This window comes from Streptomyces adustus (assembly GCF_009377175.1).
GTDB lineage: Bacteria > Actinomycetota > Actinomycetes > Streptomycetales > Streptomycetaceae > Streptomyces > Streptomyces adustus.
In genome coordinates this window covers 1-23860 of record NZ_VJZD01000146.1, presented here as the reverse complement: position 1 = coordinate 23860, position 23860 = coordinate 1, and the positions used below count along the sequence as shown (strand labels likewise).

17 protein-coding genes are annotated in these 23860 nt (G+C 72.5%); 8 read left to right on the top strand and 9 right to left on the bottom strand.

The features are described from left to right. Nucleotides 1-56: 56 nt before the first annotated feature. Genes FNH09_RS29260 through FNH09_RS29250 form a run of 3 tightly spaced genes read left to right on the top strand, consistent with a single transcriptional unit; the run spans nucleotide 57 to nucleotide 3525 of the window. Entirely contained in the window at nucleotides 57-1625 is a 1569-nt protein-coding gene (locus FNH09_RS29260; protein ID WP_152892919.1) for an MFS transporter, read from the top strand. Next, a complete protein-coding gene (locus tag FNH09_RS29255; protein ID WP_152892918.1) occupies nucleotides 1622-3136 on the top strand; it encodes an FAD-dependent monooxygenase in 1515 nt (504 codons plus the stop codon). The genes FNH09_RS29260 and FNH09_RS29255 overlap by 4 nt, the downstream gene beginning before the upstream one ends. After that, a complete protein-coding gene (locus tag FNH09_RS29250) occupies nucleotides 3133-3525 on the top strand; it encodes a PPOX class F420-dependent oxidoreductase (RefSeq protein ID WP_152892917.1) in 393 nt (130 codons plus the stop codon). The genes FNH09_RS29255 and FNH09_RS29250 overlap by 4 nt, the downstream gene beginning before the upstream one ends. A gap of 18 nt (nucleotides 3526-3543) precedes the next feature. On the opposite strand, the gene FNH09_RS29245 is transcribed toward FNH09_RS29250, so the two are convergent. Next, nucleotides 3544-4077 carry a cysteine hydrolase family protein gene (locus tag FNH09_RS29245; RefSeq protein ID WP_152892916.1) on the bottom strand — a complete coding sequence of 178 codons (534 nt, stop codon included), beginning with the start codon at nucleotides 4075-4077 and terminating at the stop codon, nucleotides 3544-3546. Between the two features lie 63 nt (nucleotides 4078-4140). On the opposite strand from FNH09_RS29245, the gene FNH09_RS29240 reads away from it, so the two are divergent. The 4 genes from FNH09_RS29240 (at nucleotide 4141) to FNH09_RS29220 (ending at nucleotide 11271) form a co-directional block, all read left to right on the top strand. Then, nucleotides 4141-5001, top strand: coding sequence for an alpha/beta fold hydrolase (locus FNH09_RS29240; protein ID WP_162469269.1), 861 nt, complete (start codon nucleotides 4141-4143; stop codon nucleotides 4999-5001). Nucleotides 5002-5729: 728 nt separating this feature from the next. Then, on the top strand, nucleotides 5730-9071 hold the full coding sequence (locus FNH09_RS29230; RefSeq protein ID WP_152892913.1) for an AfsR/SARP family transcriptional regulator: 3342 nt from the start codon (nucleotides 5730-5732) through the stop codon (nucleotides 9069-9071). Then, nucleotides 9068-10375, top strand: coding sequence for an MFS transporter (locus tag FNH09_RS29225; protein WP_338017713.1), 1308 nt, complete (start codon nucleotides 9068-9070; stop codon nucleotides 10373-10375). The genes FNH09_RS29230 and FNH09_RS29225 overlap by 4 nt, the downstream gene beginning before the upstream one ends. A 107-nt stretch (nucleotides 10376-10482) precedes the next feature. Further along, nucleotides 10483-11271, top strand: coding sequence for a hypothetical protein (locus FNH09_RS29220; protein WP_152892912.1), 789 nt, complete (start codon nucleotides 10483-10485; stop codon nucleotides 11269-11271). A 60-nt stretch (nucleotides 11272-11331) separates the two neighbouring features. On the opposite strand, the gene FNH09_RS29215 is transcribed toward FNH09_RS29220, so the two are convergent. Continuing rightward, a complete protein-coding gene (locus FNH09_RS29215; protein WP_152892911.1) occupies nucleotides 11332-12519 on the bottom strand; it encodes a hypothetical protein in 1188 nt (395 codons plus the stop codon). Between the two features lie 127 nt (nucleotides 12520-12646). Beyond that, nucleotides 12647-13747, bottom strand: a complete 1101-nt coding sequence (locus FNH09_RS29210; RefSeq protein WP_152892910.1) for a hypothetical protein — start codon at nucleotides 13745-13747, stop codon at nucleotides 12647-12649. A gap of 614 nt (nucleotides 13748-14361) precedes the next feature. Here FNH09_RS29210 and FNH09_RS47200 point away from each other — a divergent pair. After that, nucleotides 14362-14976, top strand: coding sequence for a LuxR C-terminal-related transcriptional regulator (locus FNH09_RS47200; protein WP_338017712.1), 615 nt, complete (start codon nucleotides 14362-14364; stop codon nucleotides 14974-14976). 437 nt (nucleotides 14977-15413) lie between these two features. Here FNH09_RS47200 and FNH09_RS29200 read toward each other — a convergent pair whose 3' ends face one another. The 6 genes from FNH09_RS29200 to FNH09_RS29175 all read right to left on the bottom strand — a co-directional run bounded on the left by FNH09_RS29200 (nucleotide 15414) and on the right by FNH09_RS29175 (nucleotide 23787). After that, a complete protein-coding gene (locus tag FNH09_RS29200; RefSeq protein WP_152892908.1) occupies nucleotides 15414-15908 on the bottom strand; it encodes a universal stress protein in 495 nt (164 codons plus the stop codon). A 29-nt stretch (nucleotides 15909-15937) separates the two neighbouring features. Beyond that, on the bottom strand, nucleotides 15938-17197 hold the full coding sequence (locus FNH09_RS29195) for an SLC13 family permease (RefSeq protein ID WP_152892921.1): 1260 nt from the start codon (nucleotides 17195-17197) through the stop codon (nucleotides 15938-15940). A 138-nt stretch (nucleotides 17198-17335) separates the two neighbouring features. Then, the gene (locus FNH09_RS29190; protein ID WP_152892907.1) at nucleotides 17336-17800 is read right to left on the bottom strand and encodes a hypothetical protein; all 465 of its coding nucleotides are present in this window, start codon (nucleotides 17798-17800) and stop codon (nucleotides 17336-17338) included. A gap of 243 nt (nucleotides 17801-18043) precedes the next feature. Continuing rightward, the gene (locus tag FNH09_RS29185) at nucleotides 18044-20518 is read right to left on the bottom strand and encodes an endonuclease/exonuclease/phosphatase family protein (RefSeq protein WP_162469267.1); all 2475 of its coding nucleotides are present in this window, start codon (nucleotides 20516-20518) and stop codon (nucleotides 18044-18046) included. Between the two features lie 529 nt (nucleotides 20519-21047). Beyond that, entirely contained in the window at nucleotides 21048-22730 is a 1683-nt protein-coding gene (locus FNH09_RS29180; RefSeq protein WP_152892906.1) for a GAF domain-containing protein, read from the bottom strand. Between the two features lie 19 nt (nucleotides 22731-22749). Further along, entirely contained in the window at nucleotides 22750-23787 is a 1038-nt protein-coding gene (locus FNH09_RS29175) for a rod shape-determining protein (RefSeq protein WP_152892905.1), read from the bottom strand. Nucleotides 23788-23860 lie beyond the last annotated feature (73 nt).

Genomic DNA, 23860 nt, shown 5'->3' with positions numbered 1-23860 from the left:
ACATCCACCACCCCACCCGAGCAAGCCCCCGACAACCCCCTGAAAGAGGATGTTTCATGAGTACGGCTAGTCCGGACGCCCGCCGCGGCAATCCGACACTGACGCTTGTCGCGGTCTGTCTCGCCGTCCTGGTTCTGCCCGCCTCGCTGACCGGTACCTCCGTCGCGCTCCCGGAGATCAACTCCGATCTGCACGTGGGGCTCGCCTCGCTGCAATGGGTGGTCAACGCCTACAACCTCGCCTTCGCCTGCTTCATGCTGGGCTGCGGCTCCCTCGCCGACATCGTGGGCCGACGGCGGATGTTCACCGCCGGTACCACCCTGTTCGCGCTGTCGACGCTGGCCGGCGCGGTCACGTCGAGCATCGTGGTGCTCGACGTGACGCGTGCGCTCGCCGGACTCGGGGCCGCCGCGGTGATGACCTCGGGTGCCGCGATCCTGGCCACGACGTTCGAGGGCGCCGCCCAGGCGCGGGCCTTCGCGATCCTCGGCTCGTCGGCCGGTGCCGGTCTGGCCCTCGGCCCGTCGACCGCGGGCCTGCTCGTCGACGCCTACGGCTGGCGCTCGGTGTTCCTCTCGCACCTGGTGATCTCGGTACTCGTGCTCATCGCGGTGCCGATGATGCCGGAGTCGAGGAACCCCGCCGCTTCGAAGGTCGACTGGGCCGGTATCACCACGTTCACGCTGTCCCTGTTCTGCCTGATGTACGCCATCGTCCAGGGCCCGCAGCAGGGCTGGACGAGCACCGGCACGCTGCTGCTGCTCGGCGCGGCCGCCGTGCTGATGGCGCTGTTCGTCGTCGCCGAACTCCGGCAGAGCCGACCCATGATCCAGCTCTCGCTCCTCAAGCAGGGCCGCTTCATGGCGGTTTCGCTGATCCCCGTCGCGCTGTCCTTCAGCTTCGTGTGCCTGCTGGTGCTGCTGCCCACGTACTTCACCGGGGTCGTGGGGATGAGCGTGAACGCCTCGGGCGCCACGATGATGCTGCTCACCCTGCCCGTCCTGGTGGTGCCGCTCGTCGTCAGCCAGCTGGTCAAGAACGGCGTGTCCACCCGGCTCGTGCTCACCCTGAGCCTCGTGGTCGCCGCGGCCGGCGCGGCCTGGCTCACCCTGATCGGCCCGGACGTGTCGGTGGCCGCGCTGGCCGGTCCGCTGTTGCTGCTCGGCATCTCGATGGGCATGACGGCCGGTCTGGTGGACGGCGCGGCCATCACCTCCGTGGAGCCCACCCAGGCGGGTGCCGCCGCCGGTCTCTTCAACACGATGCGCCTGGCCGGTGAGGCCTTCGCCATCGCCGTGATGAGCGCCGTGCTGCTCAACTCGACCCGCTCGCACATCTCCGACGGCCTGTCCGCCGTCCGGGGCACGGACGGCGTCGACGTGGACGGCGTGGCCGACCGCGTGATCGGCGGCGACCTGGCCGGGGCGGCCCACACCGTCGCCGGATCCGCCCGCTCCGGCTTCCTCGACCTGCTCACCCGCGGCTACACCGACGGCCTGCACCTGGTGCTGTGGACCGTCGCCGTCATCTGCGCCGCGAGCGCCGTGCTGGTGAGCGTGATGCTGCGCGAGCGCACCCGGCCCGCCGCGGCCGCGGAACCCGCCGTCGAGGAGGCGGCGGTATGACCACCCCCGCGGACACGCTCCCCGTCCTCGTCGTGGGCGCGGGACCCGCCGGGCTCACCGCGGCGACCGAACTCCTCAGACGCGGGGTACCGGTGCGCTGCGTGGACCGGGCCGACGGCCCCAGCACCCTGTCGAAGGCGCTGGGCCTGTGGCCCCGGACCGTCGAGCTGATGCACAGGGTCGGCGGACAGGAGCTGCTCGCCGCCCGCGCGCTGCCCCAGTCGCAGATGCGGTACTACTCCGACGGCAAGGTCATCGCCGACCTCCGCTACAAGGCGGCGACCCGGCCGCTGATCTGCCCGCAGCCGGACATCGAGGAGGTCCTGCGGACCAACCTCGCCTCGGTCGGCGGTGCCGTGCGGTGGCGGACCGAGCTGCTCGGCTTCGAGCAGCTCGGCGACCGGGTGCTGGCCCGGATCCGCCACGAGGACGGCACCGAGCACGAGGAGGAGTTCGCGTACGTCGTCGGGGCGGACGGGGCGAGCAGCACCGTCCGCGGCCGGCTCGGCGTCGGCTTCGAGGGATCCACGTACGAACTGCGGTTCGTGGTCGCGGACGTCATGGTCGACACCCGCTTCGACCACCGCATGACGCACTACTTCTGCTCGCCGCGGGGCATCCTGGTGGCCTGCGGGCTGCCCGACGGCCGCTGGCGCGTGTTCACCTCGGCGCCGCCCGGGGTGACCCGGGAGGACGTCGACCTCGCCATGGTGCAGAGCCTGGTCGACGAGCGCGGGCCCGGCGGGATCCGGCTGCGCGACCCCGACTGGATCAGCGTGTTCGACGTGCACGCGCGGCACGCCGAGACGACCCGGGTCGGCCGCGTCTTCCTGATCGGGGACGCCGCGCACATCCACAGCCCGGCGGGCGGGCAGGGCCTCAACACCGGGGTCAACGACGCCCACAACCTGGCGTGGAAGCTCGCCCTCGTATGGCACGGACACAGCGCCGAGCGGCTGCTCGACAGCTACGCGGGCGAACGCGGCGACGTGGCGCGCACGGTGGTGCGCCAGGCCGACGTCCAGACGAGGCTGTGGCTGCTGCGCAAGGCGCACCAGGTCGTGCTGCGCGACAACGCGCTGCGGGTCGCGTCGGCCCTGCGCCTGTTCGACCTGGCGTACATCCCGTGGCTCGCCGGTCTGCGCACGAAGTACCGGGCCGAGCCCGCGGCCGGGAAGAGGACGGCCGGCTTCGTGCCCGGCGCGCTGGTTCCGCTGCCGCTGCGGCGGGAACTCGACGACCTGCGTCACACGCTCGTCCTGACCGGGCCGCGGGACGAGCCGGCCCGGGAGCTGACACGGTGGTGCGAGGACCGGCTCGGCGCGGTGGTCGACGTCCGCACCGAGGCACGGCGCGGAAGGACCGCGTTCGTACTGGTCCGGCCGGACGGCCACGTGGACTGGATCGCCAAGGACGCCCCCGCGACGCGGGCACGACTGACGGACCTGTTCCGCCCCCTGCTCAACGCCCCGCGGGGCGAACGACGAAAAGTGAGGGAACACACGGCATGAGTCTCATTCCGGACAGCCACCGGGATCTGCTGGAGCGGCCGCTCTTCGGCCATCTGGCCACGATCCGGGCGGCGGGCGACGGCCCCCAGGTGAACCCGATGTGGTTCTCCTGGGACGGCGAGTACATCCGCTTCACCAACACGACGGTCCGCTACAAGTACAAGAACATCACGGCCGACCCGCATGTCGCGGTCTCGGTCAACGACCCGGACCAGCCGTACCGCTACCTGGAGATCCGGGGCGAGGTGGTACGCATCGACGACGACTCCTCCGGTGAGTTCTTCGCGCAGCTCGCGGAGCGGTACGGCATGAAGCTGGACGGCCCGCCGCCGGACGTCGCCCACCGCATCGTGTACGTGGTCAGGCCGACGGCGGTCAGCCACCAGTGAACCGGCGGCACCGCGAGGTCAGTTGGCGTCGGCCCGCGCGGGCACGAAGTCCGAGACCCGGCCGGTGCGCGCGCCGAGCGCGGTGAGCCGGTCGAGCGCCTCGCGGTGCTGCGCCTCGTCCACGCTGGCCGTGGCGTCGTCGACGACGACGACGCCGTAGCCGAGGCGCACCGCGGTCGCGGCGGTGGCCGCGACGCCGTGCGCGGTGGACAGACCGGCGATCACCAAGTCGCTGACGCCTTCACCGCGCAGGCGGTCGTGCAGATCGGTGCCCTCGAAGGCGTCGAGGCCGTGCTTGGTCACCAACTGCTCGCCGTCGCGCGGTTCGAGACCGGGGACCAACAGGTTGGCGGCGGCGCCGACCCCGCCGTCGGCGCCGTCGGCCCGTACGTAACGGACGAGGACGACGGTCGAGGAGCCGGTGTCCGCGAAGTGCTCGCGGAGCCTCGCGCAGGCCCCGGTCACGGCCTCGCCGCCGATCGGCTGCCACGGCATGTCGACGATCCACCGTTGCAGATCAACCAGGACAAGTGCCGTGCGTGCGCGGGTCATTCAGTTCCCCCAGGACGGATGATCAGCGGTCCACCGCACCCTACCAAGGGGAAAACAGAGCCGATGGAGAGGCAGATCGCGACGCAGGACGGTCTGCGGCTGTGGACGGAGTCGTTCGGCAGCCGCCGCGATCCCGCGCTGCTGCTGGTGATGGGCGGCACGGCGCCGGGCATCGTGTGGCCCGACGAACTGTGCAGGCTGATCGCCGCGGACGGCTTCTTCGTGGTGCGCTACGACCACCGGGACACCGGCAGATCGGGGAAGTCCGACGGCGAGTACGACCTGTCGACGCTGGCCGCGGACGCCGCCGACGTGATCGTCGGGCTCGGTCTGGGCGCGGCGCACGTGGCAGGGCAGTCCGCCGGCGGCATGGTGGCCCAGTTGCTCGCGCTCGATCGGCCCGAACTCGTCCGGTCGCTGGTGCTGTTGTCCAGTTCCCCGGACGCGAACGGCGATGTGCGGCTGCCGCCGCGGACCGGACTGCCCGGCCCGCGGCCGCCCGTCCTGGAACGGGTCGCACGGCTCACCGCGTCCCCGCCGCAGGGGCCCGAGGAGTCCCTCGCCGCGGCGGTCGACGGCTGGCGGGTGCTGGTGGGGGACACCGTGCCGTTCGACCAGGTCTACTGGGGGGACCTGGTCCGGCGCGTGCTGGCCCGCGGCCAGGGGCCCGACACCGCCTGGCGGCACGCGGTGGCCCTGGACCGCACGCCACCGCTGACCGGCCGGATCGCCGCCCTCGACGTGCCGACCCTGGTCGTGCACGGCGAGCGCGATCCGGTCCTGCCGCTCGAACACGGCGAGGAACTGCACCGGGTGATCCCGCGGGCGCGCCTGTGGCGGATCGCGGCGATGGGCCACATCTTCCCGCCGCACTGGTCGTCGGCCATCGGCTCGCTCGTCGTCGACCACCTGCGCCGCGTCTGACGGCGCGGACCCCGCCCGGACAGGACCGCCGGACAGGACCGCCGGACACGAACCGCGAACGAAGGAGACTGTGATGCGTCATCCGAACGACAGGACCGCCGTCCGGCGCGCGCGGCCGAGAACGCACCCGGGCCGGACACCGGGCACAAGCGTGCCGTGCGGACCCGCCGCAGCCGCCCCGCGCGGGCCCGGCGCGGGCGGCACCGCCCCCTCGCCCGGCGAGCCTCCGGCACCCGCCGCACCCCCGGCCGCCGAGACGGCGAGTCCCGACGCGGCCGCCGATTTCCTCCGGGCATTGCGCGCCCCGCGCCCGCCCTACGGCCTTGACGAGACGCCCTTCTCGGACCCGCTGACGGCGGCGATTTCCCGGTTCACGGGTATCGCGCCGCCGTACCCCTCCGGGCCGTGAATTCCTGGCCGATGAAAGGGTATTGAATTCGTCAAGAGCTTGTCACGAGCCCGTCGCTTTCGCACGGCAACGCACCTCGCGGGGAATTCTCATTTCGTACCGAAAACGCTTCCGCCGCTCTCGGACCGGCGGGTACGGGACGTGAGAACACCGCTCCGCCGTGTGATGAATCGAACAAGGTGGAACTCCCGGACCGGCATCTCTGTCACCTAGGGTGGCAAACGCATGGCTGAGGGTCCCCTTGTCCGCGCTTCGGCAATGGCGCGCTGCGCGGCACCGGGAGGCCGTGCACACGTCTACGGGGGATGACAAGAACTGCATGGTGCGAACAGAACTCGTTCCATCGCCGAGCTCCGGCGCGCCCGGCGCCGGGAACAGCTTCGGAATACTGGGAACGCTCGCCGTCCGGGTCGCCGGCAAAGAAGTGGTGGTCGATTCCGGGAAACTCCGGGTGTTGCTGGCCGCCCTGCTGCTGCGGGCGGGCTCGGTGGTCGACAACGACCGTCTCGCCGAATGGCTGTGGGACGAACGCCAGCCGTCCAACCCGCGCGGGACGCTGCACACCTACGTACGACGGCTGCGGATGCTGCTCGGCGACGACCTGGTGGAGACGGCCGCCGGCGGCTACCGGATCGACGTGGCCGAAGAGGAACTCGACCTGACGCGGTTTCGCGGGCTGGTCCGGCTGGCGCAGCGGACGGAGACGCCGGAGGAACGGACGCGGCTGCTGGCCGAGGCGCTGAGCGCCTGGCGGGGCGCGCCGCTCGCGGACATCCCGTCGGACGCGTTACGCCGTGACGAGTCGCCGGCGCTGGAGGACGAACGGCTCGGCGCCCTGGAGGCGTACTTCGAGACCGAGCTCCACCTCGGCCGGCACGCGCAGCTCGTGAAGGAGCTGCGTACCGCCGCGATGGACAATCCGCTGCGGGAGAACTTCTGGAGCCTGCTGATGCTGGCCCTGTACCGCTCGGGCCGGCAGGCGGAGGCGCTGGACGTCTATCAGCAGGCCCGCCGTGAACTCGTCGAGCAGCTCGGCGTCGAGCCCGGCGAACGGCTGCGCACGCTGCACGCGGGCATCCTCGAATCGGACCCCGCTCTCGCGGCGCCGCACGGACCGCGTCTCGGAGCCGTCACGGTGCCCGCCCAACTCCCGCCCCTGGCACTGGGATTCGTGGGCCGGGACGATGTCGTCGACCGGATCGAGGCGATGCTTCCACCGGTCTCGGACCGTACCGGGGTCCCCGTCGTGGTCCTGTCCGGACCGCCCGGCGTGGGCAAGACGGCGCTCGCGGTGTGGCTCGGCAGCCGGGTGCGGGGCGCCTTCCCCGACGGGCAGCTGTACGTGAACCTGCGCGGCTACGAACAGGGCGGGGCGCACACCCCGCTCCCGCCGGACCAGGTGCTCTCGCAGTTCCTGCGCAGCCTGGGCGTGCCCGCGCAGCAGATCCCGGTCGACCCGGTCGAACAGGCCAACCTCTTCCGGTCGAAGCTGACCGGGAAGAGCGTGCTGGTGGTGCTGGACAACGCCTCCGGCGTCGAACAGGTGCTGCCGCTCATCCCCGGGGACCCGGGGTGCTCCGTACTGATCACCAGCAGGCGGCAGTTGCGCTCCCTCGCGGTCACGCACGGCGCCCAGGTGGTCCGGGTCGGCACGCTCAGCGAGCAGGAGTCCGCCGACCTGGTCACCGGCATGATGCGGCAGGCCGCGGTGGCCATCGAGCCGGACGTCGTGCGCGAGGTGGCCGCCCTGTGCTCGTATCTGCCGCTCGCGCTCAGGATCGCCGCCGCCAACCTCATCGGCGCGCCCGGCGGGCAGACCGAGGACTACCTGGAGAGCCTGCGGCGCGGCAACCGCCTCGCCGCCCTCTCCGTCGACGGTGACACGACGTCCGCCGTCTCCACGGCCATCGCCCTGTCGTACGACGCGCTGACCCCGGACGACCGCGCGGTCTTCCGGCTGGCCGGGCTCTTTCCCGGCTCCGACTTCACACCGGCCGCCGTCTCGGTGCTCGCCGACATCAGCGAGGCGCAGGCGCGCACCGGCCTGAGCCGTCTGGAGACGGCCAGTCTGCTGCAGCAACCCGCCCCGGGCCGTTACCAGTTCCACGACCTGCTGCGGGAGTACGCCCAGGACCGCGCGCTCGCCGAGCACGGCGCCCGGGAGCGGGCCGAGGCACTGGAGCGGCTCGGCCAGTGGTACCTGGCGGGCGCCTGCGCCGCGGCGGACGTCCTCTACTCGGAGTTCGTGCGGCTCGCCCAGCCGGAGCGCCCCAGGGCGACCTTCGAGGTGCCGCAGTTCCCGAACGAGAGCCACGCGATGGCCTGGCTGCTGGCCGAGCGGCGCAACCTGATGGTCTGTGTGCGCCACTTCGGCACGCACGGCCCGTACCACCTGTCCTGGCATCTGGCCGACGCGCTGCGCGGCTTCTTCTGGACGGGCAAGTACCGCACCGAGTGGCGGGAGACGACCGGCGTCGGCCTGAGCGCCGCCGAGACCCTGCACGACGAGCGCGGCATCGCGTCCATGCACCGCAGCCTCGCCAACCTCCACAACACCCTGGGCGACTACGAGCGGGCCATCGCGCACCAGGAGAAGAGTCTCGCGCTGCACGACCGGCTCGGCATGGCCGAGGAGGTCGCGGCCACGCTCAACAACATGAGCCTCGCCCACCTCAGCCTCGGCCGGGGCGAGCAGGCGCTCCGGGCGGCACGGCGGGCCCTCGACGCCGCGCACACCCTGCGGTCCCCGCGCCTGGAGGCCAGCACCCAGGGCCTTTTGGGGTTCATCCACTGGACGCGCGGTGACATGGCGCGCGCCACCGAGTGCCTCACGGCGTCGCTGGCCACCGCGAGCGACCTCGGCCTGCACCACATCAGCTCGTACAGCCTGCGCAACCTCGGCCTGGTGCGCCAGGCCACCGGGGAACCGGCCGAGGCACGGTCCTGCTTCACCCGGGCGCTGAAGGCGTCCGAGTCCATCGACTCCTCGTACGACAGAAGCATCTCGCTGTACGGGCTGGCCCTCGTCGACCTCGACATCGGCCGGTACGAGAGCGCGCTCGACTCGGCGCAGCGGGCCCTGAGCTCCTTCCAGGAGTGCGGCGACCGCACCTACGAGGTGGAGACGCTGTGCCTGCTGTCGGCCATCGGGGCGGGCCTCGGCTCACCGGCCGAGTCGGCCCGTCACGCGGCCGCGGCGCTCGACGGCGCCCGGCAGATCGGCTACGTCGACGGCGAGGCGTACGCGCTGGCCCGTATGGCCGTCACCGAAGGCCTGCTGGGCGGCCGGAACGCCGCCCGGTACGCCGAGGAGGCCCGGCTCCTCGCCGAGGGCAGCGTCAACCACATCGCCCGCAGCAAGATCCTGCTGGAACTGGCCCCGCTCCACCTGGGTCTGGACGACCCGCGCCGCGCCGAGGAGTGCGCGCGCGGGGCGATCGCCCTGTCCCAGCCGACCGCGCAGCGCCTGAACATCGCCAGGGCCAAACACGTCCTGGGCGCCGTCGCCGCGGCCGACGGCGACGACGCGCGGGCGCGCGCGTACTGGACCGAGGCCCTGGAGGCCTTCACCGAGATCGGCGTCGCCGAGGCCGACGACGTCCGCGCACGGCTCGGCATCCCATCCGCCGCACGACCCCCGCTCGGGAGGGCGACCTCGTGAACACCGACACCCTCGCCGCCGATGCGCCGCGTGTCTCCGCCGGGCGGGAGCGGCTGCGCCCGCTGCTGGCCGGCTCCGTCGGCAACGCCATGGAATGGTTCGACTGGGCCACGTTCGTGACGTTCGCCGCGCTGCTCGGCCCGCAGTTCCACCCGGCGGGCGACACGGCCACGAACGTCCTTCAGACCCTGTCGGTCTTCGCCGTCGGCTTTCTGTTCCGGCCGCTCGGCGGCGTGCTGATCGGCGCGTACTGCGACCGCCACGGCCGCAGCACCGCGCTGCGGCTGTCCCTGCTGATGATGGCGGCCGGCAGTCTGCTGATCGCGCTCGCCCCGCCCTACCGGACGGTCGGCGCGCTGGCCCCGGCGCTGCTGGTGGTGGCCAGGGCGTTGCAGGGACTGTCCGCGGGCGGCGAGGGCGCGGCGATGAGCACGTACGTGAACGAGATCGCGCCGCCCGGGCGCCGCGGACTGTACTCCAGCGCCGTCTACATCAGCACCACCCTCGGCTCCCTCGCCGCCACCCTGCTCGCGCTGCTGCTGCACGACACGCTCACCCCGGCTCAACTGGCCGACTGGGGCTGGCGTGTGCCCTTCGCGCTCGGCGCGCTGCTCGCCCTGTACGGCTGGTACCTGCGCGGCCGGATGCGGGAGACCCCCGTCTTCGAGGCGGTGCGGGAGCGGCCGGGCAACCCCGTGCGGCAGGTGCTGCGCACTCACCCGCGTGCCGCCGTCCGCGTGGCCGGCTTCACGCTGGGGGCGACCGTCGTCTACTACACCTTCGCCTCGTACCTGCCGCTGTACGCCCAGCTCCGGTACGGCGTACCGGCGAACGCCGCGCTGACGGCCGCCGTCGTCGCGCAGGTGGTGTTCATGGCCGCGCTGCCGCTGTTCGGGGCGGCCGCCGACCGCTTCGGGCGCCGTCCGCTGCTGCTGGTCTTCGGTCTCGGGTCCGCCTGTCTGGCTCCGCTGCTCTTCGGGCTGCTGTCGGGTTCGGCGGTGCGGCTGGGCGTGGTGATGACGGCGGCGCTCCTGCTGTTCGGCTGTTACGCGGGGGCCGCGCCGTCGGCGACGCTGGAGTTGTTCCCGACGGCGCTGCGGTCGAGCGGTGTCGGGCTGCCGTACGCGCTGACGGTGGCCGTGTTCGGCGGCACGGCGCCCTATCTGATCGAGTACCTCTCCGCGCACGGGCACGCCGGCTGGTACCCCTGGTACGTGGTGGCGCTCTGCCTGATCAGCACGGTGTCGTTCCTCCGGTACCGGGAGACCAAGGACGTGGACCTGGCGGCCGTCGGGGAACGGTGAACAGGAGCGGGCAACCACGGGCGGGCCTCGCGGGTCTAGGCAGCGTGAACTCCGGCAGGTTCCGCCGTGCGAGGCCGGCGGGGCCAAGGCTCCCGAAGGGGGATTCCATGCGCATCCGCCCGGCTGTGACCGTCGCGTCCCTGGCGACCGTCCTGTGCGTATCGGTGATCCCGGCAGCCGCCCAGGCGGCGGGCCGGGACACGTCCGGCGGCACGACGTTCTCGAACGTCGTCGTCAACGGCGGCAAGGACATCGTGCTCGGCCTGACCACCCGCACGACCGTCACCCTCACCTGGACGGCCACGGACCCGGACGGCGTCGCCGCGTCCTGGGCCTACCTGTGGCACGGATCCAACACCGACGACGCCGACGGCCGACTGCCGGTCTACCCGCCGGCGGGCACCTGCGCCGTCTCGTCCGCCGACCCCACGGTGTCCACCTGCAAGGTGAGCTTCGCCGTGAACGCCCGGGACCTCCACCACAACGCCCTCGCCGGCACCTGGAAGGTGCTCGCCGAGGCGCAGGACAAGGGCGACGACTGGACGGACGTCGACGTCGCGGGCACGGCGTCGCTCAAGCGGTACGCCAGGGTGACGGTCAACGCCACGCCCGAGCCGGTGAAGAAGGGCCGGACCGTCACGGTCACCGGCAGGCTGACCCGGGCCAACTGGGAGAGCGGCACCTACACCGGCTACGCGGGCCGGCCGGTCGCGTTGCAGTTCCGCAAGAAGGGCAGCACCAGCTACACCACCCTCAAGACCGTCACCAGCGGCAGCAGCGGCAACCTGAAGACCACTGTCAAGGCCGGAGTCGACGGTTACTACCGCTTCGTCTTCGCCGGTACCGCCACGACCGGCCCGGCCACGGCGGCCGGAGACTTCGTCGACGTCAGGTGAGAGTGCACGGAGACGCCTCGCGGGGCGAAACCCCGCGAGGCGCTGAACTGATCTGAACGGTCAGCCCTGGGTGCCGCCTTGGGTGTTGCCGCCGCCGCCACCCTGGGTGCCGCCTTGGGTGTTGCCGCCGCCGCCACCCTGGGTGCCGCCTTGGGTGTTGCCGCCGCCGCCACCTTGCGTGCCGCCTTGGGTGTTGCCGCCGCCGCCACCTTGCGTGCCGCCTTGGGTGTTGCCGCCGCCGCCACCTTGCGTCCCGCCTTGGGTGTTGCCGCCGCCGCCACCCTGCGTGCCGCCCTGGGTGTTACCCCGGCCTCCACCCTGGGTGCCACCTTGGGTGTTGCCGTTGCCTCCGCCCTGGGTGCCGCCCTGGGTGTTGCCGTTGCCTCCGCCCTGTGTGCCACCTTGGGTGTTGCCGTTGCCTCCGCCCTGTGTGCCACCTTGGGTGTTGCCGTTGCCTCCGCCCTGTGTGCCACCTTGGGTGTTGCCGTTGCCTCCACCCTGGGTGCCGCCCTGGGTGTTGCCGTTGCCGCCACCCTGCGTGCCGCCCTGGGTGTTACCCCGGCCTCCACCCTGCGTGCCACCTTGGGTGTTGCCGTTGCCTCCACCCTGCGTGCCGCCCTGGGTGTTGCCGTTGCCTCCACCCTGCGTGCCGCCCTGGGTGTTACCCCGGCCTCCACCCTGCGTGCCGCCCTGGGTGTTGCCGTTGCCTCCACCCTGCGTGCCGCCCTGGGTGTTGCCGTTGCCTCCACCCTGGGTCCCGCCCTGGGTGTTGCCGTTGCCGCCACCCTGGGTGCCACCTTGGGTGTTGCCGTTGCCTCCACCCTGGGTCCCGCCCTGGGTGTTGCCGTTGCCGCCACCCTGGGTCCCGCCCTGGGTGTTGCCGTTGCCGCCACCCTGGGTCCCGCCCTGGGTGTTGCCGTTGCCGCCACCCTGGGTCCCGCCCTGGGTGTTGCCGTTGCCGCCACCCTGCGTGCCGCCCTGGGTGTTACCCCGGCCTCCACCCTGCGTGCCACCTTGGGTGTTGCCGTTGCCTCCGCCCTGCGTGCCGCCCTGGGTGTTGCCGACAACGAGCCTGCAGACCCGCTTCGTGTGCTGCTGATTCCACTTGCAGACCGTCTTCTCGACCTGCGTCTGAGCGCTGTTTGGCGCAGGCGCCGCTGTGGCAGGGGACGCGACCGTGGCGAGTCCTCCCGCGATCACCACCGACACGATTGCTGTGGCTGTCTGCTGCTTCCGACTGAGCCGCACGACGTGCTCCTTTTCTCTTTCGCATTGCAGATGCTTGCTTCGGTGTTCAGTGCTGTGTGACGCGGACTGCCGGGCGCCTGGGGAGGCGCAGCGAATGAACCGCGGATTTCGTGGGTCTTCGCGCACCTCAAGGCGTTGTCGTCATGGTGTTGCCGGTCGGTGTCGCGGTGCCGCCCTGGGTGCCGCCTTGGGTGTTGCCGGTGCCGCCCTGGGTGCCGCCCTGGGTGTTGCCCGTGCCGCCACCCTGGGTCCCGCCCTGGGTGTTGCCCGTGCCTCCACCCTGGGTCCCGCCCTGGGTGTTGCCCGTGCCTCCACCTTGCGTGCCGCCCTGGGTGTTGCCCGTGCCTCCACCTTGGGTCCCGCCCTGGGTGTTGCCCGTGCCTCCACCTTGGGTCCCGCCCTGGGTGTTGCCGGTGCCACCCTGGGTGCCGCCCTGGGTGTTGCCGGTCCCGCCACCCTGGGTCCCGCCTTGGGTGTTGCCGGTCCCGCCACCCTGGGTGCCGCCTTGGGTGTTGCCCGTGCCGCCACCCTGGGTGCCGCCCTGGGTGTTGCCGGTCCCGCCACCCTGGGTGCCGCCTTGGGTGTTGCCCGTGCCGCCACCCTGGGTGCCGCCCTGGGTGTTGCCGTTGCCTCCACCCTGCGTGCCGCCTTGGGTGTTGCCCGTGCCGCCACCCTGGGTCCCGCCCTGGGTGTTGCCCGTGCCGCCACCTTGCGTGCCGCCCTGGGTGTTTCCGGTTCCGCCCTGGGTCCCGCCCTGGGTGTTTCCGGTTCCGCCCTGGGTCCCGCCCTGGGTGTTCCCCTGGCCGCCGATCTGAGTCCCGCCGATGGTGTTGCCGGTGCCGCCGTTGATCGTGTTGTTGACGATGTTCGTCACGTTGTTCGTGACGTTGTTCGTCACCTGGTTGACCACGGAAGGCGGCAGGCCGAGCTGCTGCGCCGCTGTCTGCGCCGCCTGCCGCCCGATCGCGGCGGCCTGCGCCGCGGACGCGCCACCGCGCACCGCCTGCTGTGCGGCGGCGGTCCCCTTCGCGGTGGCCACTGCCGCGCCACCGCTCGTTGCCGCGCCCGATCCGGTCCCCGTGCACCTGACGGTGCCCAGGGAGATCGGGCCGCTGCCGGAAACCGTGGCCCTGATGCTTCCGGTCGCTCCCGCGGCGGTCCTCAAGACGGACTTTCCGTTGCTCTTGACGTCGTACATCTGATTGGGGGTGAAGCCGGTTCCGGTCACCGTTCCGCCCTGCACCTTGCATGTCGCCGACGGGATCGCCGTCGGACCGGTGGCGGCCTGAGTGGCTGGAATGGAGCAGACGACAGATCCCGCGGATATCACCGCTGTTACCGCCGCTGCCAGAATTCCCTTTGTCATGGAATTTCCCCTCCAGGGAGTCTGAATATATTCCGTCTGCTCCGTACGGCCGACTACGTGACCCAGTCCGATGCTCGCCTCGCGTGTCGGCTGAGTCAACTGGAATCCCAGGTCGGAGAATATTCGATCACCTCGGCTGTCACCGGAAATGCCCACACGTGAAGCAGGAGGTCGACGTAATAAATAGGCGAACCGGTTCCGGCCCTGTGGGTGGAATTAACCACATGCCGAGCGCGGAATTGACCACACGTGGTGCGGCGCCGCCGGGTGGCAAGCCTCGGCGGCACGGGCCCGCTCGCCGCGGAACCGCCCGCACAACCGTCCGTACACCCGCCCGTATGGGCCGCCGGGAGTGCTGCGCCCCGCGCGAGGGCCGACGCTGGGAACGGACGGCGGGGAGTCGCCGGCCGGGCCGCCCCGCCGCGTCATGCGGCCGGTGGCCCCCGCCTACGCTGGAGCTTGCGATGAGCCCGTCGGTGACGTCCTTGGCCGTTGTCTGCGACTGGCCGCTGCTCCGGTCCGGTCTGGCGCAGGCGATCAACACCCAGCCGGACCTCGAGATCACGGCCTTCGTGAAAAGCGTCGACGACCTGTCCCACCAGGAGAACGTCGCGGACATCGCCATACTGATCAACCTGCAGATGTCCGATCAGGCGGCGTCCGGGCAGGTCGCCCGGCTGCACCGGCAGGGTTACGCGGTCATCGTGCTGTCGATCTCGGAGACGCAGTCCGACGCCGTCCTGTGCATCCAGGCCGGCACGCGCGGGTATCTGAGCCGGCACACCGACGACACGGAGCTGGTGACGGCCGTCCGTGCGGTCGCCGCGGGCAGCAGCTACTTCGGCGCCAGTCTCGCGGGCCACAGCCTGCCCGCGCCGCCCCCTCGCATCACCCTCCGGGAGCGGCAGATCCTGCAACTGGTCGCGGGCGGCGCCACGGATCGCGAGATCGCCGCCGAACTGAACATCACCGAGAACACCGTGCACACGCACTTGGAGCGACTGCGGAGAAAGAGCGGCTCCCGGCGCAGGGCCGATCTCACCCGGCTGGCACTCAAATACGGTGTACTGGGGGACCGGCCCGCCGAATGACCCGTCAGGTCGGGTGGATGTCGTTCAGGCTTTCGACGGTTGTCGTGGCCGGTGGATTCGAGGGCCTGGGCACCTGGACAAGAAACGGGACATAGACCATTTCGCCGTGCCGGAATTCGGCCTTCGCCGATATTCGATAACACACGATATTCGCCGGATCACTGCGCGTGGCATAGCAGCGGAGCGCCGATTCCGCGGCAGGGTTTCGCGCACTGTGAGCCGCTGAGGGGGACGCGGCCGACACCGCGATGACGCTCGCCGCTGCGGATGTCACTGCCAGGAATGCGACTGCCTGGATTCTTCCTCGCATGGACCTGCCTCCTCCTGCGAGGGCGGGTCCGGAGCGCCCGCTCATGTGTCGAGAGTCGGTCCGGTTCCGATCCTTGGCCCGCGTGCCGGTCGAGTCAACTCGAGTCGCGTTCCGGGCGCCGCCGGGGTCAGTGGTGGTGGCCGGGCGGGGGAGGGGGCGGCAGTGTCGTCCGCGGGGCCTCGCCCGGCCAGACCAGCAGCACGGGGCACGGGGCGTGGTCGACGACGAAGCGGGTGGCGGGGCCGAGGCTGTGCGGGCCGAGTCGGTCGCGGTCGCCGTCCCGGGCCAGGACGAGCAGATCGGCGCCCTGGGCCGCGAGGACGACCTCGCGCTCGACACGTCCGGCGCGCTCCATGCGGACGCAGTCGCGCCCGAGCCGGTCGGCGGCGTCCTGGAGCAGCCGGTGGGCCGAGGCGGCGGCGAGGTGTTCGAGTCGGGTGCCCGGGTCGCGTTCCCGGTGGCCGCGGCCCAGCAGGCCGGCGAAGGCGCCGTGGGCGGTCTCGGCGAGCGCGTCGTCGTTCACGTACAGCAGCACGATCTCCTCGTCGGGGGACGTGCGGGCGAGGGCGGCGGCGACGCAGGCGGGCCAGGTGCCCTCGGTGATCCAGACGATGACGCTCATGGGGCGGCTCCGGGAGCGGAGGGGCGGTTTCAGGTGCCGATGGTGTGCAGCATCCCCCACAGGGCCAGGGTGGAGGCAAGAAGCGTGGCCGGTACGGTCAGCAGGCCGAGCCGGGTGAACGGGCCGAGCTCCGCCCGGGTGCCGTGGGTGTGCAGGATGCGCCGCCACAACAAGGTGGCGAGGGAACCGACGTAGGTCAGGTTGGGGCCGAGGTTCACGCCGATCAGGACCGCGAGGACCGGTCCGGGACCGTGGGGTGCCACCAGGGGCAGCAGGGCCAGGACGGCGGGCAGGTTGTTGATCAGGTTGGCGAGGAGCGCGGCCACCACGGCCACCACGAGCAGTTCGGTCAGGGAGTCCCCGCTGGGCAGCAGCCTCCCGAGCCCGGTGTCCAGGCCGTTGTCGACGACCGCCTGCACCACGACGCCCAGGGCCAGCACGAACAGGCAGAACAGCGGGGCGGCCGCGCCGACCAGTTCCCGGGGCGTGGTGCGGCGCCGCAGCAGCGCGCGACCGCCCAGGACGAGCACGCCGCCGAGCGCCGCCCACGCCGGGTCGAGGCCTGCGAAGGACGCCAGCACGAAGCCGGCCAGCGTCAGGGCGAGCACCACGAGGGTGAAGACCGGGAGTTCGGGGTTCGGCTGCGGGGCGCCGGGCGTGGTGCCCGCGGCCAGGTCGGTGCGGAAGAAGACGCGGAAGACGGCGTACTCCACGACGATCGCGGCCAGCCAGGGCAGCGCCATCAGCGTCGCGAACCGGGTGAAGGTCAGTCCGCTCGCGGAGAACGCCAGCAGGTTGGTCAGGTTGGACACCGGCAGCAGCAGGGACGCGGAGTTCGCGAGATGGGCGGTCGCGAACACATGGGGGCGCGCGCGGGCGCCGGTGCGGGCCGCGGTCGCGAAGACGACCGGGGTGAGCAGGACCACCGTCGCGTCCAGGCTGAGGACCGCCGTGGTCACGGAGGCGACCACGAACACTCCGGTCAGCAGCCGGCCCGCGCCGCTGCCGCACCAGCGGGCCACCGCCGCTCCGGCCGCCTCGAACAGCCCTTCGTCCGCGCACAGTTGCGCCAGTACGAGGATCAGGGCGAGGAAACCGACGACCGGCAGCAGGCTGCGCGTCTGCGCCCAGGCGGCGTGCGGCGACACGGCCCCGACCAGCATGACCAGTACGGCCGCGGGTACGGCGGCCGCCGCCTCCGGCCAGCCGCGCGGGCGTACGACGGCGAACGCCAGTACGGCCAGCAGCAGCAGGACCGAGACGGCCTCGTAGACGACGGTGGTACTCAGTGCGGTCCTCCAGCGAGCAGGAGCGCCTGTCGGCAACCCTCTGAACAGCGACGTTCAAGGGTCGCACCCTGGTGGGCGGATGCCGGTGCGCGACGGTGCCGGAGGCCGGGACGGCCGCCGCCGCCCTGGTGCCGTCGGTCACCCCGGGTCCGGTCCGGTCGGCCCGTCGCCCACCACCGCGGCCGCCATCAGTTCCGCCCGGTCCCGCGGCATCCCGCCGTGGCGCATCAGGGTGCGGGTCACGATCCGCCGTACCTCCCGCCACTGCTCCTCGTCGATCCGCGCCCCGGGCGGCTCGTCCCCGGCCGGGGCGGCGGCCGCCTTGTCCGCCAGATGCGTCAGCACCGCGGCGGCCGCCGCCACCAGGACCGGTGTGAGCAGCTCCTGGGTGCCGGGCAGTCCGGGCCCCGGGGCTCCGGCGCTTCCCGCCGCCGGGCGGGGTGCCGGCGCCCGCCGGGGATCGGCGAAGTACGTCATGCACATCATGGCGAACGCCCGGCGTTCGGCGGCGACCTGTTCCGGCGCCACGGGGGCGGCCCGTTCGAGCATCCCCCGTGCCAGCTCCGCCACTTCGGCGTCGTACGTGTGTCGTGAGGTCTTCACGGCACCCCCCTGATCAGAGCGTCTGTGCGAGCGCGCGGGCCTGTTCCGGCGGGAGCGGCCCGCTCGGCCGCCTCGGGGGTCCAAGCTAGGAATCGGCGCGACGGGCGGGGACGGGTACCGGTGAATCCGTGATCGCCGCCGTCCTCGTGCGGTATGGCGGGGCGAGGCCGTGCGCGCACGCCCGAGCCCCCCGTCCAGCGGTGGGGCGCGGACGGAGGGCTCGGGAGGAAGGGGCGGTCGGGCCTACTTGTGGTCGCCCGCCTTGGGCTCGTAGGCCTTGCTGCCGCACTTGTTCACGTCGATCCGGACCACCTGGGGGTCGTGGTCGCTCGCCTGGTCGGCGAACTCGGAGTTGATGTGGACGACGTCGTAGTCGTAGTGCGTGACCGAGGGGCTGGTCAGGATGTGGTCGAGGGTCTGGCTGTTGCCGTCGTAGACGTAGCTGTAACGCTGGGCGGCGGGCAGGGTGTTGATGAGGTCCGTGAGGACCGTCCCGTTGTCCGTCAGGGTCTTGACCGCGTCGGAGAACTCGTAGTCGTTGAGGTCGCCGAGGGCCACGATCCGCGCCCTGGGGTCGGCGGCGAGGAGGGAGTCGACGAACGCGTTCTCCTCCTGCGCCTGGAGCTTGCGCTGCGTCTCCGAGGAGCGGGTGGGCTCCTGGAAACGGCCGTGCATCGGGTCGTCGCCGCCCTTGGAGTTGAAGTGGTTGGCGATCACGAAGACCGTCCGGCCCTGGAACCGGAACTCGCCCACCAGCGGCTTGCGGCTGCTGTTCCACGCGGTGCTGGTGGGGTTGATGCGGCCGGGCGAGGCGGAGAGGTGGGCCTCGTGCGTCCACCGGTCCTTCACCACGGAGACGGCGGTGGTGGAGACGTCGGTGGCCGAGGCGCGGTCCACGAAGGAGACCCGCTTGGGGTTGAAGAGGAACACCTGGCGGATGTTGCCGCCGGGCTCGCCGCCGTCCTTGTCGTTGACGGGGTTGACGTAGCGCCAGGAGTACTTCGGGCCGCCGGCCGCCCGGATGGCCGCGGTGAACTTGGTCAGCGTCGCCTCGGCGGAGACGGTGCCGTCGTCGGTGGCGCCGTTGTCGTCCTGGATCTCCTCCAGGGTGACGATGTCGGGCGAGGAGAGGTTGGTGACGACGCCCTTGGCGAGACGGGTGAACTTGTCGTCGCTGTCGGACGGGTCGAGGTTCTCCACGTTGTAGGTGGCCAGGGCGAGTTCATTGCCCTTCTGGCGGCGGGTGACCTCCGGCTTGAGGCCGTTGTCGACGGCCGTGCCGGTGGTGGCGGCGGTGGGGGCGAGCAGGTAGCCGCCGAAGGAGGCGTAGTCGACCGGGCCGGTGGTGGTGCCGGCCAGCTCGTCGCCGACGTTGAGGGTCGGGGTGGAGCCGTCGGCCGCGGCTATCTCGATCCGGCCGGTGTTCTGCTGGTCGTAGGCGCCGTAGACGGTGCCGCCGCGCGGGGTGGGGCGCTCGTCGGGCTTGGCGGTGACGAACATCTCGCCGTAGGTGTTGGTCGCGCCGACCACGCGGGCGTCGCTGACCGAGGCGCGCATGCCCTCGATCGACTCGTAGAAGTCCTGCGAGTAGACGGCCGGCTGGAGGGGCAGGGCCTCGATGCTGCCGCCGCCCGCGGTGGGCGTGTACGTGTCCGGGATGGTCGAGTCGTCGAGGACGACCGCGTCCGGCAGGGCGTTGCCGCTGGACAGGGTGGTGGAGACCGGGCTGCCGAGCTCGGTGACCGACTGCGTGCCGGTGCCCGGGTAGTACTCCGTGACCTTGCCGCTGACCAGCACCGAGTCGCCGACCGAGACGGTCGGGGCGGCGGAGCCGGTGAAGACGAACAGGCCCTCGCTGGTGGCCGGGTCGGCGTCCGGGGTCGGGTCCTGGATCCAGTAGCCCTTGCTGCCGGTGGTGCGCACGGCGGTGACGATGCCGGGCACGCCCACCACGCTCTGGCCCTTGAGGGGCGAGACCCGGGTGGTGCCCTGGATGTCGTGGATGCGGAACGCGCCGGGCGCGGTGGGGCCGCCGGAGCCGCCGCTGCCGCCGTCGCCGCCCGCGGTCTGGCCCGCGCTGTTGGTCGGGGTGGGCGTACCGGCGGTGAAGTCCGCGGAGTTGTCGTCGGTGTCGGCCAGCGAGGCGGACCGGGACACGGAGGCGGTGTTGGTCGCGGCCGGCGCGGCGGAGCCCTCGCGGACGACGGCGGTGCCGTAGCCGAGGAGGTCGACGACATCGGGGTTGGCGGTGCAGTCGGCGGCCGTCTTGCAGGTCAGCGCCGTGGTGCCCTTGACCAGGGCCACGGTGCCGCTGCCCGCGGCCATGGCGATGCTGCCGGTCGCGTCGGGGGCCGGCAGCGCGGCGGTGCCGCCGGTGCCCGCGCCCTCGCCGACCAGGTAGCTGCCGCCGGGGGCGAGCGAGCCGGTGAGGGGGGTGACCTGCCAGAGCGAGCTCGCCGACGCGGAGGCCGGAAGGTACTGGACGCTGTATCCGTCGAGCGGGTACGCGGTCGTCGAGCGGTTGGCCAGCTCCACGAAGTCGTTCGTGAGCGTGGCCCCGGAGTTGCCGCCGCCGCCGTACGCCTCCGATATCACCGCAGTCGTCGACGGCGTGGCGTAGGCGGCGGGCAGCGGTGCCACGACGACGGCCGCGGTGGCGGTCGCGGCCACGAATGCGGCGCCGGCTACGCGCGTTGCGCTGGGTCTGTGAATCGGCACGAGGGTGACTCTCCTTCAACGTCCGCTGCACTAGCGGCACATGAGGTGCGGTACGGCTGTCTGGGGCCATGCGTCGGCTGAGGTTACGCGCGTAGAAAGGGGTGCATCAAGGGGTACGTCGTTAAATCTGCGGGTCCAACCGCTGACATTCTGTGGTGAGCAGTCCTACCTGCGGTGATGCTGACATGGAGTCAGGGCGGGCCCCGGGGGGATCTCCCGGCTCCGGACACGGGCCGCCGCCGATGATTCCCGTTCCCGGTGCATGAGCGGTGCCTGTGTGGGCACGATGTGCTTCACCGTCGAGGTCGCGAGGGTGGGGGAGTCGGGTACGGGGCATGGGTTCCGTACCGGATGCGCAGCACGAGGAGGCGTCATGAATCGTCAGGCCCGGGTTCGTGTCCGTGTCAGCCGTCGGCCCGCCGCCCCGCGGGACGAACAGATCGACCGCAGGACGCCGTCGGGCCGGATCCTGCCCTACTGACAGCCGGCCGACCGCCGACAGCCGTCCGGGACCGCCGACGGGCGGCGCTCACAGCGGCGACTGCCAGGTCACCGTCGTACCGCCGCCACTGCCACCGCCACCGCCGTGGCCGTCGGGGTCGCCGCCCCGACGTGGTGTGCCGTCGTCGTGGACCGTCAGGCGTACGCCCTCCCGGCCGTCCGGCAGCGTCGCCGTGACGTCGACGGTGATCTCGACGCGGGAGACGGCGGTACGGCGTGCGGTGGCGGCCAGGGCGCGGCGCAGGGCGGCCAGCAGCTGTCCGGCGACCCGGTCCGGGACCCGGCTGTCGACGGCTCCGGTGAAGCGGACGGACGGCCGGCGGCCGAGCACGGCGGCGAGGCCCGCAGCCTCCCGCAGCACCCTGCCGCGGACCGTGGCGGGAGCCTCGGCGGGCGGCTGCTGGAGCGCGAGGATGGCGGTGCGTACCTCCTCGATCGTCGACTCCAGCTCGTCCACGGCCCGGCCCAGGGTCTCCCCGACGTCCCCGGTGTCCCCGGCGTCGCTCCGGCGCCGGGCGGCCTGGACCATCAGGCCGGTGGCGAACAGCCGTTGGACGACGAGGTCGTGCAGGTCGCGGGCGATCCGGTCGCGGTCCTCGTAGACCGCCAGCCGTTCCCGGCGGTGCCCGGCGTCGGCGAGGACCAGGGCGAGGGCCGCCTGGGAGGCGAACTGCGTCGCCAGCAGCCGCTCCTCGGGGGTGTACGGGTGCGCGCCGCGCCGCCGGGGCAGGGCGAGGGTGCCGATCAGCCGGCCGCCGGCCTGGAGCGGCAGCATCATGCTCGGGCCGAAGCGGTGCCCGACGGGTGTCGTCGTCCGCGGGTCGGCCGCCGGGTCGTCGACGAACACCGCTTCCCCGCCCAGGAGCCGGGCGAGCACGGGATGGCCCGGCTCGATCGTGGTCCCGACGAACGCGCCCGGGTCGTCGGGCGTCGAGGCGGTCACGACCTCCATACCGCCCTGTGCGGTGGGCTGGAGGACGACACCGGCGGCGGCGTCGGCGAGGACCCGGGCCCGGTCGGCGACCGTCGTCAGCGCGTCGGCGGCCGGATCGCCGGCGAGCAGGGCGGTCGTCACGGCCGCCGCGCCCTCGATCCAGCGTTCGCGCCGACGGGCCGTCTCGTACAGGCGGGCGTTGCCGATCGCGATGCCCGCCTGGACGGCGAGGGCGTGCAGCAACAGCTCGTCCTCGGCGGTGAACGGGCCGCCGGCGCGCTTCTCGGCCACGTACAGCCGTCCGGACACCTCCTCACCGACCCGGATGGGCACCTCCAGGACGCCGGGCCCGCCCGGCTGTCCGGGCAGGTCTGTGTCCTGCCGTCCGGGCCGGTCGGTGCTCGGTTGTCCGGGGCGGTCTGCGTCCGGTTGTCCGGGGCGGTCGGTGCTCGGTTGTCCGGGGTGGTCTGCGTCCGGTTGTCCGGGGCGGTCGGTGTCCGGTTGTCCGGGGCGGTCTGCGCCCGGCTGTCCGGGGCGGTCCGCATCCGGCTGTCCGGGACGGTCCGGCTCCGGTGGCCCGGGGCGGTCCGCGCCGTGGACCTCCACGAGGTGTTCCGGACCCGGGCCGGTGGTGCCGACGGCCGCGCGGCGGGCGCCGGTCAGCTCGGCGGCCGCGTCCGCGATGTGCCGGAGCGTGGTGCGCAGTTCGAGGTCGGTGCCGACGCCGAGGACGGCGTCGAGCAGGGGCGGCAGGTCCGGTACGCGCGCATCGGCCATGGCGCTGCCGCCCCTCGGGTCAGGCGGCCAGCGGGTTCAGGGTCAGCGGTTCGATCCGGCCCTCCAGCATGGCGCCGAGCCCCTGCACGGCACACACGTCGGGCCGCTCGGCGATGTTCACCGGCATCCCGGTGGCCTGCCGCAGCATCCGGTCGAGTCCGGGGAGCAGTGCGGAGCCGCCGACCATCATGATCCCGCGCTCGGCCAGGTCGGCCACCAGGTCGGGCGGGCAGTCCCGCAGCACCCGGCCGATGCCGTCGAGCACGGCGGTCAGCGGGGTCTCGATCGCGTCGCGGACGGCGGCGGTGTCGACCCGTACGGAGCGGGGGAGCCCGGTGGCCACGTCCCGGCCGTGGATCTCGGTGGACATGAGCCCGGGCGAGTCGAGGCCGTCCACGGACAGCGCGAGCTGGAGCGGCCGCACGGACTGGCTGGGCAGCATCAGCTCGTGCGCGTGCCGCAGATGCTGGACGATCGCGTGGTCCACGGCCTCGCCGCCGACCGGGATCCGCTCGGCGGTCACGATCGAGCCGAGAGAGAGGACCGCGATCTGGGTGGCGGCGGCACCGCACACCATGATCATGGTGGCTTCCGGCCGCTCGACGGGCAGCCCGCAGCCGACGGCGGCGGCGATCAGCGTGTCGACGAGCTCGACGCGGCGCGCGCCGAGGCCGACCAGCGTCTCGATCGTCGCGCGCTGCGCCAGCGGGTCGGCGTCGTGCGGGGTGCAGGCGGCGGCGCGCAGCCGGGGCTTGCGGCGCAGACTGCGGCGGATCTTGTCGCCGAGCAGATGACGCAGCATGCGCTGCGCCATGTCGATGTCGACGACCGTGCCGCCGGACACCGGGCGCACGACGCGGATGTAGTGCGGGGTGCGGCCCGTCATCTTCTCGGCGAACTCACCGACCGCTATGAGCGCGCCGGTACGGGTGTTCACGGCGGCGGTGGACGGCTGGTCGACGACGAGCCCCTCCCCCTTCACGTACACCCGCGTCCTCGCCGCGCCCAGGTCGACGGCGAAGTGGCAGCGGCGCAACTGCTCCAGACTGGCGGTCATGGCAGATCCTCCCGTGAGCGCGGGGCCGGGGGGCCGGCCGGGCGGCGGGCCTTCTCTCGCATCGTTTCCGGGC